The 15299-nt window shown below is 29.8% G+C and carries 15 protein-coding genes; 8 read left to right on the forward strand and 7 right to left on the reverse strand.

Annotated features, from left to right (window positions below; all coding sequences use genetic code 11):
- Positions 1-13 precede the first annotated feature (13 nt).
- On the forward strand, positions 14-2737 hold the full coding sequence (locus ACVHXK_RS12095; RefSeq protein ID WP_461206657.1) for a GH36-type glycosyl hydrolase domain-containing protein: 2724 nt from the start codon (positions 14-16) through the stop codon (positions 2735-2737).
- A gap of 16 nt (positions 2738-2753) precedes the next feature.
- On the forward strand, positions 2754-3155 hold the full coding sequence (locus ACVHXK_RS12100) for a cupin domain-containing protein (RefSeq protein WP_461206658.1): 402 nt from the start codon (positions 2754-2756) through the stop codon (positions 3153-3155).
- 74 nt (positions 3156-3229) lie between these two features.
- On the opposite strand, the gene ACVHXK_RS12105 is transcribed toward ACVHXK_RS12100, so the two are convergent.
- The 3 genes from ACVHXK_RS12105 to ACVHXK_RS12115 form a co-directional block, all read right to left on the reverse strand.
- Positions 3230-3631, reverse strand: coding sequence for a hypothetical protein (locus ACVHXK_RS12105; protein WP_461206659.1), 402 nt, complete (start codon positions 3629-3631; stop codon positions 3230-3232).
- 301 nt (positions 3632-3932) lie between these two features.
- The gene (locus tag ACVHXK_RS12110) at positions 3933-5162 is read right to left on the reverse strand and encodes a carbohydrate-binding domain-containing protein (RefSeq protein ID WP_461206660.1); all 1230 of its coding nucleotides are present in this window, start codon (positions 5160-5162) and stop codon (positions 3933-3935) included.
- Between the two features lie 168 nt (positions 5163-5330).
- On the reverse strand, positions 5331-6323 hold the full coding sequence (locus ACVHXK_RS12115; RefSeq protein WP_461206661.1) for an NAD(P)-dependent oxidoreductase: 993 nt from the start codon (positions 6321-6323) through the stop codon (positions 5331-5333).
- A gap of 330 nt (positions 6324-6653) precedes the next feature.
- Here ACVHXK_RS12115 and ACVHXK_RS12120 point away from each other — a divergent pair, with 330 nt between their 5' ends.
- The 4 genes from ACVHXK_RS12120 to gloA all read left to right on the forward strand — a co-directional run bounded on the left by ACVHXK_RS12120 (position 6654) and on the right by gloA (position 9585).
- Entirely contained in the window at positions 6654-7817 is a 1164-nt protein-coding gene (locus tag ACVHXK_RS12120) for a pyridoxal phosphate-dependent aminotransferase (RefSeq protein ID WP_461206662.1), read from the forward strand.
- Positions 7818-8143: 326 nt separating this feature from the next.
- Positions 8144-8770 (forward strand): DsbA family oxidoreductase, encoded by a 627-nt coding sequence (locus ACVHXK_RS12125; RefSeq protein WP_461206663.1) that lies wholly within the window; start codon positions 8144-8146, stop codon positions 8768-8770.
- A gap of 79 nt (positions 8771-8849) precedes the next feature.
- Positions 8850-9188, forward strand: a complete 339-nt coding sequence (locus ACVHXK_RS12130; protein ID WP_461206664.1) for a DsrE family protein — start codon at positions 8850-8852, stop codon at positions 9186-9188.
- A 16-nt stretch (positions 9189-9204) separates the two neighbouring features.
- The gene (gloA, locus tag ACVHXK_RS12135; RefSeq protein WP_461206665.1) at positions 9205-9585 is read left to right on the forward strand and encodes a lactoylglutathione lyase; all 381 of its coding nucleotides are present in this window, start codon (positions 9205-9207) and stop codon (positions 9583-9585) included.
- Positions 9586-9708: 123 nt separating this feature from the next.
- Here gloA and ACVHXK_RS12140 read toward each other — a convergent pair whose 3' ends face one another.
- Positions 9709-9960 carry a kinase to dihydroxyacetone kinase gene (locus ACVHXK_RS12140; RefSeq protein WP_461206666.1) on the reverse strand — a complete coding sequence of 84 codons (252 nt, stop codon included), beginning with the start codon at positions 9958-9960 and terminating at the stop codon, positions 9709-9711.
- 259 nt (positions 9961-10219) lie between these two features.
- Between ACVHXK_RS12140 and ACVHXK_RS12145 the strand changes: the two genes are divergently transcribed.
- Positions 10220-10996: a J domain-containing protein gene (locus ACVHXK_RS12145; protein WP_461206667.1), complete on the forward strand. Its 777-nt coding sequence runs from the start codon at positions 10220-10222 to the stop codon at positions 10994-10996.
- A gap of 322 nt (positions 10997-11318) precedes the next feature.
- Here ACVHXK_RS12145 and ACVHXK_RS12150 read toward each other — a convergent pair whose 3' ends face one another.
- The 3 genes from ACVHXK_RS12150 to ACVHXK_RS12160 are packed head-to-tail and all read right to left on the reverse strand — an operon-like array spanning position 11319 to position 13230.
- Positions 11319-12158 (reverse strand): TrmB family transcriptional regulator, encoded by an 840-nt coding sequence (locus ACVHXK_RS12150; protein ID WP_461206668.1) that lies wholly within the window; start codon positions 12156-12158, stop codon positions 11319-11321.
- A gap of 24 nt (positions 12159-12182) precedes the next feature.
- Complete coding sequence (locus ACVHXK_RS12155) at positions 12183-12491, reverse strand: AzlD domain-containing protein (protein ID WP_461206669.1); 309 nt, start codon at positions 12489-12491, stop codon at positions 12183-12185.
- Positions 12484-13230, reverse strand: coding sequence for an AzlC family ABC transporter permease (locus ACVHXK_RS12160; protein ID WP_461206670.1), 747 nt, complete (start codon positions 13228-13230; stop codon positions 12484-12486). The genes ACVHXK_RS12155 and ACVHXK_RS12160 overlap by 8 nt, the downstream gene beginning before the upstream one ends.
- A 523-nt stretch (positions 13231-13753) precedes the next feature.
- On the opposite strand from ACVHXK_RS12160, the gene ACVHXK_RS12165 reads away from it, so the two are divergent.
- A complete protein-coding gene (locus ACVHXK_RS12165) occupies positions 13754-15097 on the forward strand; it encodes an APC family permease (protein WP_461206671.1) in 1344 nt (447 codons plus the stop codon).
- The last annotated feature ends 202 nt before the right edge of the window (positions 15098-15299 follow it).

Below are 15299 nucleotides of genomic sequence, written 5' to 3' on the forward strand. Positions count from 1 at the left end.
GGAGGTCTACGAAATGACAAAGAGAGATATAGGTTGGATATTTAATAATGATAATGGAGATTTTTCTATGGACGATCCGGATTGTTCAAATTTTCTCTATTTCCCTTTAGCAAATGAAGCTGGAATTATGTCAGCTATAACACCAACACTTCACGGAGACATTAAATCTGGACAAAATAATTATTTGACTGCTCCAGTTAGTTCTTTAGACTTAAATAATACAAGGTCAGCTATGAATTTTTGGGCTTACTTTTCTGATAAAGCGCCATGGTCTTTGGCAGGTAATTCTCCAAGACAAATAGAAGATAGAATGAAAGAAGATAGAGAAGAAGAAGTTAAGCTACAAGCTGGATTTTTATATCATAAAATAATAAGAAAAAATAAGAAAATTGGACTTAAAGCAGAAATAACCAATTTCGTACCAGTAGAAAATGATAAAGTACAACTTATGAGAGTTTCTATAACGAATACAAGTGATGAAACTATTAATTTAGACCCTATAGCTGCTATTCCTATATATGCTAGATCTGCGGACAATCTTAGAGATCATAGGCATGTAACATCTCTTTTAAATAGAGCAGAAACTACAGAATATGGAGTTTTAGTTAAACCTACTTTGTCTTTTGACGAAAGAGGCCATAAAAAAAATGATGTTACCTATTATGTTTTGGGTGCTGAAGATAATGGAAGGGCACCAGTAGGGTTTTTAGCAGATATGGAAGAGTATATTGGTGAGAGTGGTAATCTTGAATGGCCAGAAGCTATAGTGAAAAACTTACCATTTAAGGAGAAAGGTCAAACTGTAGATGGATATGAAGCTATAGGTGCAATAAAATTTAACAATATTGATATTAAAAAAGGTGAAGAAAAGAGTTATTTACTTGCTTTTGGCCTCGAAAACGAAATAGGTTTTGATGTAAAAGAGAAGTATTTAACCTTAGAAAAATTTAATAAAGAATTAGATAAAAATAAAGAATATTGGACAAATAAATTATCTACGTTATCTTTCCAATCAGGGGATGGTAACTATGATAATTGGATGAAATGGGTCACAATTCAACCTATTTTAAGAAGAATATATGGATGCTCATTTTTACCTCATCATGATTATGGAAGAGGGGGAAGAGGATGGAGAGACCTTTGGCAAGATTTATTAGCTCTTCTTATTATGGAACCTAATAATGTAAGAGAGTTATTATTAAATAATTATTCTGGTGTTAGAATAGACGGAACAAATGCAACAATAATAGGGTCAAAACCAGGAGAATTTTTAGCAGATAGAAATAATATTCCAAGGGTTTGGATGGATCATGGTGCTTGGCCATTTTTAACTACAAAGCTATATTTAGATCAGAGTGGTGATTTGGATTTCTTATTAGAAGAGCAAGATTATTTTAAAGATGGAAAAGTATCTAGATGTTTAGAAATTGATGAAACCTTTGATGCAAGTCTAGGCAATAGATTAAGAGCTGCTAATGGAAATATATACAAAGGAACTATTCTAGAGCATATATTACTTCAAAATTTATCTTCTTTCTTTAACGTTGGAGATCATAACAATATTAAGCTTGAAAGTGCTGATTGGAATGATGGACTTGATATGGCTAGTTCTAAAGGTGAAAGTGTTGCATTTACAGCTCTATATGGAAGTAACTTAATAGAATTATCAAAAATAATTTTAAAATTAAAAGAATTAAAAAATATCACATCTGTAGACCTAGCAGAGGAAATAGTTACATTGTTAGATAGTGTATCAGGAAAGATAAATTATGCAGATGTAAAAGCTAAGAAGGATTTATTAAATAAATATTATGCAGAAACTAAAAAAGATGTATCTGGAGTTAAAGTAAAAATAGCTATTAAAGATTTAGCCAAGGATTTAGCTGAAAAAGGTAAGTCTATAATTGAACATATTAGAAAAAATGAATTAGTAGTAAATAAAGAAGGCTATGAATGGTTTAATGGCTACTATGACAATGATGGTGAAAAGGTTGAAGGAGATAATGACCTTGGAACTAGAATGATACTGACAAGTCAAGTGTTTACCATAATGGGTGGAATAGCAAAAGATGAGCAAGTTAAAAAAATAGTAGAAGCTTCTGATAAATACCTTAAAGATAGTAATGTTGGAGGCTATAGATTAAATACTAATTTTAATGAAGTTAAGCTTAATATGGGAAGATTATTTGGATTTGCTTTTGGACATAAAGAAAATGGAGCCATGTTTAGTCATATGGCGGTAATGTACGGAAATGCTCTGTATAAAAGAGGTTTTGCTAAAGAAGGCTATGAAGTTATAAATTCAATATACACTCATTGTAATGACTTTAAAAAGTCAAGAATATATCCTGGAATTCCTGAGTATATAAATGAAAAAGGAAGAGGAATGTATAACTATCTAACTGGTTCAGCTAGTTGGCTTTTATTGACTGTGGTAAATGAAGTATATGGAATAAAAGGTGAAATGGGTGATTTAGTAATACAGCCGAAGCTTCTAAAGAATCAGTTTGACGAAAATGGAGAAGCAAAGGTTTCTTCAATGTTTAGAGGAAAAAATATTGAGGTATGCTACAAGAATATAAATTCAAAAGAGTATGGAGATTACAAAATCACTAAAGTAGAAATTTATGATGAAAATATTTCTACTGAAGAAGGCGATAAAGCAGTAATTTCAAAAGATATTCTAGAAAAATTAGATACTAAAGATACGATAAATATCTATGTTGAATTATCATAGTTAGGGGGATATTATTTTGAATGAAAAACTAATTGAAATAAGAGAGTACAAAGAAGAAGGATACTCACCTGTTATAGATTATGATAAGTGGAGAGTAGCTATTTTGAATTATTGTGATGAACTTCTTCCGCATAATATATCGAAATTTCAAAAACATGATGAGAGTGATGAAGTTTTTGTTCTTTTAAGTGGTAAATTTAGTTTATTTATCGGTGAAGGTAAAGAGGAAATAGACAATATATTTAAAGTGGATTTGGAGCCTTTGAAATTGTATAATGTAAAAAAAAGTACGTGGCATAGCCATACATTAAGCAAAGATGCTTCCGTATTAATTGTAGAAAATAGAAATACTGATTTATCAAATTCACCAGAAATAGAATTGACTGAAAATCAGAAAAATAAATTAGTTAACTTATAAAAACTTAACTTATAAAAACTTAACGTGCCTATTATTTACTAAATAATAGGCACGTGTTCATTTAGTAATTTCCGTTAATAACAAATAAAGGACTCAATGTTCTTTAAATCCATACCAAAATAAATCCATCTGCCGTTGTAATATTTCCATCTAGATACAGATTTCCTTCCAGCATACACAAGGTATGCCCAGAAAGGTTTACCTTTCTTTGGCCAAATATAGGAAAGCCTATATAAGCAAGGTCTTATAGCACCTGGGTCTACTGCTTTGAGACCAGTATCTGGACCTTTAGGTGATTGAGGTGTCATATTTGGTGGTGGCGATTTTGGTGGTCCAGATTTTTCATTATTAGGTTTTGTTTTTGGATTAGGCTTCCTAAGACTCTTCATTCTATTAATATAATCTTCTACTTCTTTTGGATAAACTATGCATATATTATCCAACTTATCTTTACTCTCATCTCTAAAATTGTTCACTAGTTCCTCCTGAAATATTATTCCATTACCATAATATTCTTTAAGTGTATAGTATGTACATATAATTTTTTATGGTTAAAATATTAACTGAGAAAAATAAATTAAGGAGGTATTGGATTTTGATTTCATTTCAGATTACAAGGTAATTTAAATTATTTAGGATATATTTATTAATAAAATGATTAGATTATTTTATGAACATAAGTTTCTGATGAATTATAGTAATAAGTTAAATAATAAGTGCAATAATAAACAAGAGCATAATTCTATAGATTAGAATTATGCTCTTCATCAAACTAATTTACTTGCCTTTTCCTTTACCCATTTGAGTTTGGACGATTTCTGTTATTGTTTCGCCATTAACAGTAACATCTCCACCATTTAGTACAGCAGTACCATCTGCATCGAAGGATGAAGTGGCTTCTACAGTGATTGTTCCTCCATTAATATATATATCACCGTTTGCATCAAATGCATCTGTATCACCACTGCCCACAACTACATTAATTGTACCATCATTTACTTCAATAATAACGTCATAATTACTTGTAGATGTAGCATTTATTCCATCATCTGTAGCATAAATGTATATTTCGCCACCATTTATTTGGATATAGGTTCCTTCAATACCCTCTGAACTAGTTTCAATATTAATAGTACCACCATCGATTTGAACTATGCTATTGGCATGGATTGCATCATCACCAGCATTTATGTTTAATGTAACATTTTGAATATAAATATATCCTAAATCAGCATCGTCGTCATTTTCGCTATGAATTCCATCGTTATCTGTAACAATTGTAATGTCTCCATCGTATATTCGAATAGAATCATTTGCTTCTATAGCATTAGAAGATGATGTGATAGTATATATACCTCCAGTAATTTTAAGATCATCTTTTGATGTTATTCCATTTTCTTTAGTAGAAACAATTTCTAAGGAACCAGTTCCATTTAATACTAAATCTGTTTTAGAAAAAATAACTGAATCAAGATTATTATCACCATCTTCTACAAAATCACCATAAACTTCCATATAGTTATCGCTATCAGTAGAAGTAATAAATACTTTATCAGCTTCTTTTACGTAAATTGCTGGCGAATCTTCATTGGTTATATTTACCCCATCTAATACTATTTGAACTTTTGCATCATCAGCAGCTTCAACTAGAACAGTAACATCAGTTACATCACCACTTAGAACATAGACACCTTCTTCAGCGATAGCAACATCTTCTCCACTTTCCAATTGTATGTATACTGCATCTGTAAGGTCAGCAGTCTGTTCTAAATCTCTACTAGTAAATAATTCTGAAGTATCTAGAATTGAACCTTCAACGGATGAAATAATAGTTGTTGAATTGTTGTCTGAATTATCAGCACTTGTTGAAGTTTCGGTAGATACAATTTCTGTTGTTTCATTAGTAGTTGAATTACTACTGTTGCTATTTTGTGCTGTTGAGCATCCTGCAAGAGATGCGATTAGTACCATAGTTAATATAAGCCCTTTTAATTTTTTCATTTTCATAAGTATTCTCTCCTTTAATGATTGATAAGTTTTAATATTTATTTTTATAAGTCAGTATTTAATATTTGGATGTTGCCATGTTTAAATAATAAAGCATTAACCTTAAATCAATCTTAAAAGACATATGTATATATAAAAGATATTCTGGATAATGAAATGTAAAAAATTTCAAGAAGATGGGACTTCATTTTTACAGCAGCCACTTATTTCATATTCATGTAAATTTTCGAAGGTTGTTTCTATCATGTTAGAAACTGCTTCATCTGTATAAAATGCTGTATGTGTGGTGTAAATTACATTTTCCATGGCAATGAATTCTTCAAAAATCTTATCTTCTAATTCTCTTCTAGACATGTCTTTTCGTAAAATTTTGTTTTCTTCTTCATATACATCTACTGCAACTGCACTTATTTTTCCAGTCTGTAAAGCATTCATTACTGCTTTAGTATCCAATAATCCTCCGCGTGAAGTATTGATTAGACATACACCATTCTTTAATGTTTTAATTGTTTCTTCATTGATAATGTGGTACGTATCATCTGTTAAAGGGCAATGAAATACAATGATATCACTTTTTACTAAAAGTTCTTTTAAAGGAACATAGGTGGCAATGGACTTTATTTCCTTTTTTTTAGAATGGCTACTTACAAGGATTTGGCAACCAAATCCACTTAGGTTTTTTACTGTTGCACATCCTATCCTTCCAGTTCCAATGACTCCAACTGTCATATTGCGAAGTTCTCGTCCTTGTAACCCCTTAATATTAAAATTATGATGATTTATTCTGTGTAATTGTGATTTAAGCTTCCTTAACGCAGATATAATTAACATTACAGTATGTTCTGAAACAGCATTAGGTGAATAATAAGGAACATAAGCAACTTTTAAATTATATTTATGAATTGCATCTAAATCTAAATGATCTGTTCCAGCAAGCTTATTAAGAATATATTTGACGCCAAGCTCAGATAAAGATTTTGCAACTTCTTCTGTAATTACACTGCTTACTGTTATAAAGATTGCATCATAACCTTTTGTGATTTCTACATTAGATATATTTAAAAAATCCGTAGTGTAGGAAATTTCATATTTGAAAGTCTGAATGAGCTTTTTAAATATATGTGTTTCTTCTTCTCTGTGTCCTAAGACCAATATTTTCATTTTTATCTCCTCTTAACGATATTGTTTTATTTTATTATATAGTTATATCACAAAAGTTCCTAAGTGTAAAAAAAAAAGAAATTCATCGAATGTGAAGTAGTATAGTTCTAATATTATCTAATGTCCTTTAAATATATATCAATATAATGAGTGTTGAATTGATTAATTAATAAAATACAATAGATAAGTTTGACATATTAATAATGTACTGATATTATAATACTGATATTAAAATATTGAAAATAAAATAAAACAATGGAAAATAAAAAAATGATAATTAATAAAAAAAGTGCTAATTAATAAAAAAATATAGCTGTAAAAGGAGGATATATGAAAGAATTATCTAAAAAAGTACAAACTATACCTAAATCTGCAATAAGAAAAGTATTTGATATGTGTATAGGTGTTAATGATTTAATTGAGTTTACTGTTGGGGAGCCTGATTTTAATACACCTGATCGTATTATAGAAGCTGCCTATAAGGCTATGAAAAATGGTGGTACAAAATATACTACTAATAAAGGTATATTACCATTAAGAAAAGTTATTGCAGAAATGGTGAGTGAGAAGAAAAAGGTAGACTATGATCCTGAAACTGAAGTAATTATAACAAATGGTGGATCTCAAGCTTTATTTTTTGCAATGATGGTACTTATGAATCCAGGAGATGAAATTATAATTGGATCACCATATTATCCAAGCTATTTAGGACAAGTCGTTTTGGCAGATGCAGTTCCAAAATTTGTAGAATTGTGTGAAGAGGATGATTTCATTTTTAATATGGATAAAGTAAAAGCAGCAATAACTGATAAAACAAAAGCTATTTTATTAAATTCTCCATCAAATCCTCTTGGAAGTGTAATGAATAAAGGGCAATTAGAAGAACTTGCTGAAATTGTAAAAGAAAATGATTTGTATGTAATAGCTGATGAAGTTTATCAAGATTATCTATATGATGAAGAGGACGAATTTGTAAGTATTGCTTCTTTTGAGGGAATGAAAGAAAGAACTATAATAATAGATAGTTTTTCTAAGTCTTACGCTATGACAGGTTGGAGGATAGGTTTTGCAGCAGCACCAGCTAAAATTGTTGACTTAATGTTGAAGGTACAAGAAGGAAATACGGCTTGTATTAATACACCTAGTCAATTTGCAGCAATTGAAGCACTCACTGGTCCACAAGATGACTTGAAAATTATGATATCAACATTCAAAAGTAGAAGAGATTTGTTAATAGATGAAATTTCAAAAATAGATGGCTTATCTTGTTTAAAACCAAAGGGTGCATTTTATTTGTTTGTAAATATTACAAAAACAGGACTATCTTCTGAAGAATTTGCAATGAGATTAATAAAGGAAGCAAAAGTTGCAGTAGTACCTGGTGATGGCTTTGGTAAAGAAGGCAGTGGATATATCAGATTATCTTATGTAACTTCTGAAGAAAAGATAATTGAGGGAATGCGTAGATTAAAAATATTTGTAGAAAATCTTTAGGATACTATAGAGTTGCAAACTTTATAAAGATATGACAAGAACTGCGAAAAAGCTTGCTTTTACGCAGTTCTATTTTATATTATATTAAGATAATGTATAGTATAAGTGTATTAAAGGAGTTGTGTATTAGAATTCATTGAGATAAATACAAATATTCTCAGTATTAAAAAAACACTAGGAAAAATTAAATAGTAAAAGTTGAAAAATTGCTGACAACTATAAAGTATTGATGTATTATCTAGATATAATACTCTGTTGATAAATATATGATGCGATAATATTTGTTTCAGGATTTGAAAAAAGCAAAGGATAAGAAGGGAGAAAATATGAAAATAGAAATTTGGTCAGATTATGTATGTCCTTTCTGTTATATTGGTGAAAGAAAACTTGAGTTAGCTCTTGAGCAGACTGGTATGAAGGAAGAAGTAGAGTTAGTATTTAATTCTTTCGAGTTAGACCCTAATGCAAAAAAGAGGTATGATGAAAATATAAATGAACTGATGGCTAAAAAATATGGAATTAGTATTGAACAGGCAACTCAGTTTAATAATAAGAATATAAGAGCGGCAAAGCAAATAGGTCTGGATTATAACTATGATGATTTAAAGCGTACTAATACTTTTGATGCTCATCGTTTGTCACATTATGCAAAAGCTGAAGGTAAATCATGGGAATATACTGAAGCTGTTATGAGAAGTTATTTTATTGAATCATTGAATATATCAGATTTTGATGTTCTAGCTTCTATTGCAGTAGAGGTAGGGTTAGATAGAGAAAAGGCATTAAGTGTTTTAGAATCTTCAGAGTTTGTAGAGGAAGTAAGAAAAGATGAGTCTAATGCTTATACTCGTAAAATCGATGGAGTGCCATATTTTCTATTTGATGGAAAAGAGGCCGCTTATGGGGCCCAACCTGTTGATTCATTTGTTAATATAATTGAAAGTCTAAAGTAAGAAGTATATAAGAATTAATAAGAAGGACAATAAAAAAGTAATGAAAAAATATAATGTTTGATAAAGGAGAAATGATAAAATGGATAATAGTTTAGTAATTCTTTGGACCAATGCAGATCCAGTGACTGCGGAAATGATGGTGTTTATGTACGCTGAAAACGCAAAGGTTCGTGGCTGGTGGGATAGAGTTAAAATTGTAGTTTGGGGAGCAACAGCAAAGCTAGTTGCTGAAGATGAGGAAATACAAGAAAAATTATTAGATTTACAATCAAAAGGTATTGAAGTAAGTTTCTGCATAGCTTGTGCAACGAAACTTGGGGTTGTACGTCAGATAGATGAATTAGGATTTGAGCTTAAAGCATGGGGAATGCCATTAACAGAATTGCTTAAAAATGATGCAAAACTATTAACAGTATAAAGGAAAGAGGGATAGTATGAAATATAGTTTAGTACATGGGTGTATAAGAGTAATGGACTTAGAAAAGTCACTTGATTTTTATGATAAGGCTCTAGGTTTTAAGGAATTAAGAAGAAAAGATTTCCCGGAACATAAATTCACTTTAGTTTTTCTAAGTGATGAAGAAAGAAATTTTGAAATTGAACTTACATACAACTATAATCAACAAACGCCTTATGAGATTGGAGATGGATTTAGTCATTTTGCAGTTTTAGTAGATGATTTGGAAGAATCTCATAAAATTCATAAGGAACTGGGTTATAAAGTAACAGATTTAAAAGGATTGCCTGGGACACCTCCAAAAATTTATTTTATAACCGATCCTGATGGATATAAAACAGAAATAATTCGTGCATAGTAAGAAAACTCTTTATTTAAAGATAAAGTTCATCTGCTACAGCATGTTAAAAGGATTTTATAGCTTAGCTATAAAATCCTTTTTTCAAAAATAAAGGTTATAATATATTTATATTGAAGTAGTTTACCCGTGAAGTCCACTAGTCTGTCTATCCATATTTTCTACAACAATATCGTGAATATCACCTAATGAAGCACAATATTCTAGAACTTTCCATGGAGTATTTGTATGGAAATGAATTTTAATCAATTCTTCATCACCAACGGCAAGTAAGCAATCACCTTCTATGTTTTTTGTAATATACTCGTTTATATCATCTTCTGAAAGATTTTTTCCTTCAATCAATAACTGTGTATCAAATCTGAATTCAAGCATAATTATTCTCCTTTTTTATTAATCTAATATATGTTTAATTAATTATAACACATTTGAAAAGAAGGATTTCGGATTTCTTGAATCTAGTGAATGGTGACTTGAACAAAATACGCCAAAATTTTACCAATATACTAAAATTACTTTATAAATAAGCAGAAATAATATAGAATGTAGACAGGGTGTTTTGATATGAATAAATATGAAATGTGTTTTTACGTTAAAGCATTAACGAAAGTTTAAAATTTTTGGAGGAGTAATAATGAACCATTATGAATTATTAGGAGTTAGTGAAAAAGCTACAGAACAAGAAATACGTAAAGCTTATCTAAAATTAGTGAAAAAATATCATCCTGATATAAATAAAGAAGTTGATGCAAATCGTTTATTTATAAAGATTAAGAATGCATATGATACCCTTAGCGACCCAAAATTAAGGGAAAAATATAATTTGAAACATGGAATAACAAAGAATTTCAACGAAGTTAATAATAAACAAAGAAAGAACACTTTGTATAGTAATAAAGAAACAAAAGACAAGCCTGTAACGTCAAATAAAGAAACAAGAAAGAAACAAGTAACTCCAAATAAAGTAAAAAAGAATATAAATAAAGATAAATTTAATAATATAAAAAATAAAATAGATTATCATTATGCAATATTAATTTTTGCTTTGATAGCTTTTATTATTGGAGCAGTATTTGTTAGAGGGATATTTGATGATACAGAGGAGTCTTTACCAAAAGAAGAAGCCATTGAAAGTGTAAAAGCAGCGTATATTGATGATTTAAATATTGAGGAACAAGTAAACTTAGCAGTAGAAAATGATAATTCAGTTAAAAGAAGGATTGGTTGGAAATGCGAAATAGTTTCTGAAAATTTGTATTTTGTAACCTATAATTATGATATCGATAATGATTTATCAAATGGTTGGATATCTATTTGTTATGAGTTAGATTCTAGTTCACAAGAAGTAAAAAAAATAACTGATAATATAGAACTTATAGATAAATATAAAAAGTTAGGATATATTGAGTAATACTGAGGGTAAAAGGAAAGAAAACGGTATGTTTAACTACGGGATTACTATTTGCGATTATTAGAAGTTTGAATATTGGAAGACTAAAATATCTAGCAGTTTCTTGATAAACAAATTTTTAAATAAAAAACATTTTTAACACGAAATTGACACATAAGGGGAGTAATATATAGTTAATAGATAAACAAATTTAACTTATTCCCCCCTTGAAATAAGTTTAAGCGTTAAAACCACACTGGTTGTAGTGTGGTTTTATTTTTGTGTTGAACAATAAATTTCCAAGTATCATTCTGATATCAGCAGACTTTGAAGATTTTTGTTGTTATTCCTCTTTGGGCAATGGAAATAGCTCAAATTCTTCATCACTAAATCCGTAGTATTTTTTTCGAATTTCATCAAAAGTTTTTTCGTATAGAGTTCTTTCTTTACCTTTAAGAATTGTGTAATAGGTGTTAATCATTACATCATGGGCAATAGAATCATCACTAATTTGTAAAATACCAGGATCGGTAGACCAGGTTATCTTCGCATCTTCATTTCGTGATATTATTCCTGATAATACATGTTTATCATCAATGATCACTATAATATACCGTTCTTTACATTCAGCCAAATAGCGATCTATTCTTCTATGACTTATCAATTCTTTAAAGGGATTGTTTTTTCCAAAATAAACCCCACGAAGTAATATGCCTTTTTGCTTAGCTTTTTCTAATTCATCATTGATAGGGACTAATTCTTCATCCCATATAGAAAGGGCAATACGATTTTTTGCTTCTTTTATTAAAACTTGAACCATTTTTAATATTTCATCTCGCCCGCTAAGTATTTTAGGTTCTAAGTTCAATTGTTCATTATTATAAAGGCTATTTGTATAATTATCTATAGATTCTATAACCGATTCAAAATCAGATTTTATTTTTCCCATTAGAAGGGAAGGTTCTAAAGGTGTATAAGTATTATTTTTGCCGTCGCTTTGTTCAAAAACTATTTGTTTTTTCTTTAAGCCATCTAACACTTCATATACTCTTGACCTAGGTATGCCTGAAACTTTACTTAGAGCATAACCATTAGAAGGATGATTTTGTAATAAAGCCAGATAAGCTTTGACTTCATATTCTGTTAAACCTAAACTTTTCATTTGGTTAATTATTTTGTCCATTTTTTATTCTCCAATCTATGCAAACTATGCGAATATAAATAACACCATATATACAATTCCAATTGAACCTACAACAGAAACTATAATACCACCTTTAAAATAACTATATAAAACTGCGAATGTGAGTCCAACAATAGAAGCCTCGGGAGCCCTCGGTACGGCAGTAATAGCTCCTGGAATAATTAAAGCACCAAGTGCTGTGTAAGGTACATATTCTAAAAACATTTTTAGTTTTTTAGGTAACTCCTTATCTGATAATATGAAAAAAGGGATTACTCTTGGAATAAAGGTAACTATCGTCATACCAATTACAATTATCATAACACTATTCATAATCTAATTCCTCCACATCTTTTTCTATAATTAGAGAAGGCTCATTATAATAAATTAATACACCAAATGCAGAAACTAGAATAATAGTAAGGACAATACCCCATCCCTGTTTTAATCCTAGTACAGTTGCAAATAAGGTATTTACAACTCCAGCTATTAATGCTAAAACAATGGCCTTGTTAGTTTTCTTCATTTCAGGTACTAGTAAAGCAACAAATAAAGCATATAGACCTATTCCCATACTTTGTTGTAATAAAGGAGGCATTATACTTCCAAGTATAAAGCCAACACCGGTACCTATACCCCAACCCAAATAGGATATCAACTGCATAGATACCATGTACATTTCGGTTATTTGACCTTCAGCAAAAGAGGCTACTGAAAAGGATTCATCTGTTACAAAAAAGCTAATAATAGGTTTCATAATAGTAGATTTTATATTCAATTTAGGGGCTATTGAAGCACTCATTAAAAAATGCCTAAAGTTTAAAAATAAAGTTGTAATTATAATTTCTATGCCCGTTGCACCCATTGCAATCATACTAACAGCAATAAATTGACTAGCACCTGCAAAAACTATCAAAGAAAAAGATAAGGTTTCATAAAGCGTAAGACCTGTTGTCTTAGAGAGTATACCAAAAGCCATAGCAATTGGAAAATAACCAAGGAAAATAGGTAGTCCACTTTTAATACCGTCCTTAAAACTAAGGTTTCTAGACTCAACATTTGTAATATTCATTTATATCTCCTATCCGTTTGTTAGTAGTTACTACAATAATTACTAAAACCACTAAAGTTTATAGTGACTATTATAATAACTACTATTTTTTTTGTCAATTAATATTGTGTTATTCAGTAAAACTATTAGATAGTAGATGATGAAAAAATTCTGTTCGCTGAAAAAGGAATGGAATATGAGTTTTACATTTCTTTTTCACAAATAACAGTATATAAAATGGAGGTTATAGTGTGCAATTAGAAATGAGGACAAAGAAAAAATACAATATACCGATTATAATAACTCTTGGAGTTTCGATGCTTCTAATTTTGACAATCAAACATTAATAGTTAGTCGTGGACTAGCTAGAGAATCAACAAGAGTACCACGTATATATAATCCACCTCAATTACCTATTATTACGATAAAATGATATATGTGAAATTTGAGAATGCTAAAAAGTACTCAGGGCTTGCATAATTATGTAAAAAGTATTAAAATTAATTAGATTTTATTAAACATATTATAATGGGGGCGGTATATCATGGAAAACAAATTGGAGAAGAAGTTTGGACTTATTACTGCAATAGCAATGGTTGTTGGTATTGTAATAGGCAGTGGGGTGTTTTTTAAAGCAGAAAAAGTATTAACTGCTACAGGTGGAAATCTTTCACTTGGAATTTTAGCTTGGGTTATAGGTGGAATAATTATGATTGCTTGTGCTTATACCTTTGCTGTAATGGCTACTAAGTATGAAAAAGTAAATGGTATAGTAGATTATGCAGAAGCTGCAATGGGACCTAAATACGGATATTATGTTGGCTGGTTTATGGCTATGATTTATTACCCAACATTGACAGCTGTATTAGCGTGGGTTTCTGCTAGATATACTTGTGTATTATTTGGATTTTCTATTACGGGTGGAGAATGTATGACTATTGCATGTTTGTATTTGATAAGTAGTTATGCTTTAAATGCTTTATCACCAGTTTTAGCAGGTAAATTTCAAGTTAGTACAACTGTTATAAAATTAATTCCACTATTTTTAATGGCTATAGTTGGTACAATCTTTGGTATTAGTACAGGTATGACAGTGCAAAACTTTACTACAGTAGTAACTGAAGTAAGTACTGCTAATGCATTGTTTACAGCTGTTGTTGCTACAGCTTTTGCTTATGAAGGTTGGATTATTGCTACAAGTATCAACGCAGAATTAAAAGATGCAAAAAAAAATCTTCCATTAGCTCTTGTAGGTGGAACATTTATAATAATGCTTGTTTACATTCTTTATTATGTTGGACTAGCTGGAACTGTAACGAATGAAGTTATGATGGAAGGTGGAGAGGCAGGAGCTAAATTAGCTTTTCAAACTATTTTTTCAAGTGTAGGTGGTTCCTTAATATTTGTATTTGTTATAATATCTTGTTTAGGTACTTTAAATGGACTTATGCTAGGATGCACCCGTGGGTTATATTCAATTTCTGCAAGAGGTTTTGGACCTAAACCAAAAGTGTTTGGTCAAATTGATAATGAAACAAATATGCCAACAAACTCAGCTGTTTTTGGACTGTTACTTTGTGGTATATGGTTATTATTCTTTTATGGTGCTAATTTAACAGCTCCTTGGTTTGGATTTTTCTGTTTTGACTCATCAGAACTACCTATAGTAACTATTTATGCATTATATATTCCTATTTTCTTGATGATAATAAAGAAAGAAAAAAACTTTAGTGTATTTAACAGATATATTATGCCTATTGTTGCACTTTTAGGATGTATATTTATGATTATTGCTGCTGTTTTTTCTCACGGAATGGCAGTTGTTGCATATTTAATTGTTTTTGCAGTTGTTATGGTAATTGGTGCAATGTATTCAAGAGAAAAATAAGAATATTTTAAATTTAATCAAATAAAGAAATAGCAAATTTATAAAAAAATGATTTCTGGAATGAACAGAAGTCATTTTTTTTGGAATATAGCAATTATTATGTTTTATAGTAATTAAATCTATGATATAATTATTTTCACTACATTGTTTTATTGTTGGCTAAGTGGTATTAAAAGGTAAAATATATTGAAATTAGGGGGGA

The sequence above is a fragment of the Clostridium sp. DL1XJH146 genome (genome assembly GCF_054819755.1).

Coding starts and splice junctions, on each gene's coding strand:
- ACVHXK_RS12095 (WP_461206657.1), top strand. CDS start 14: ATGACAAAGAGAGATATAGGTTGGATATTTAATAATGATAATGGAGAT.
- ACVHXK_RS12110 (WP_461206660.1), bottom strand. CDS start 5,162: ATGAAAATGAAAAAATTAAAAGGGCTTATATTAACTATGGTACTAATC.
- ACVHXK_RS12115 (WP_461206661.1), bottom strand. CDS start 6,323: ATGAAAATATTGGTCTTAGGACACAGAGAAGAAGAAACACATATATTT.
- ACVHXK_RS12120 (WP_461206662.1), top strand. CDS start 6,654: ATGAAAGAATTATCTAAAAAAGTACAAACTATACCTAAATCTGCAATA.
- ACVHXK_RS12125 (WP_461206663.1), top strand. CDS start 8,144: ATGAAAATAGAAATTTGGTCAGATTATGTATGTCCTTTCTGTTATATT.
- ACVHXK_RS12130 (WP_461206664.1), top strand. CDS start 8,850: ATGGATAATAGTTTAGTAATTCTTTGGACCAATGCAGATCCAGTGACT.
- gloA (WP_461206665.1), top strand. CDS start 9,205: ATGAAATATAGTTTAGTACATGGGTGTATAAGAGTAATGGACTTAGAA.
- ACVHXK_RS12140 (WP_461206666.1), bottom strand. CDS start 9,960: ATGCTTGAATTCAGATTTGATACACAGTTATTGATTGAAGGAAAAAAT.
- ACVHXK_RS12145 (WP_461206667.1), top strand. CDS start 10,220: ATGAACCATTATGAATTATTAGGAGTTAGTGAAAAAGCTACAGAACAA.
- ACVHXK_RS12150 (WP_461206668.1), bottom strand. CDS start 12,158: ATGGACAAAATAATTAACCAAATGAAAAGTTTAGGTTTAACAGAATAT.
- ACVHXK_RS12155 (WP_461206669.1), bottom strand. CDS start 12,491: ATGAATAGTGTTATGATAATTGTAATTGGTATGACGATAGTTACCTTT.
- ACVHXK_RS12160 (WP_461206670.1), bottom strand. CDS start 13,230: ATGAATATTACAAATGTTGAGTCTAGAAACCTTAGTTTTAAGGACGGT.
- ACVHXK_RS12165 (WP_461206671.1), top strand. CDS start 13,754: ATGGAAAACAAATTGGAGAAGAAGTTTGGACTTATTACTGCAATAGCA.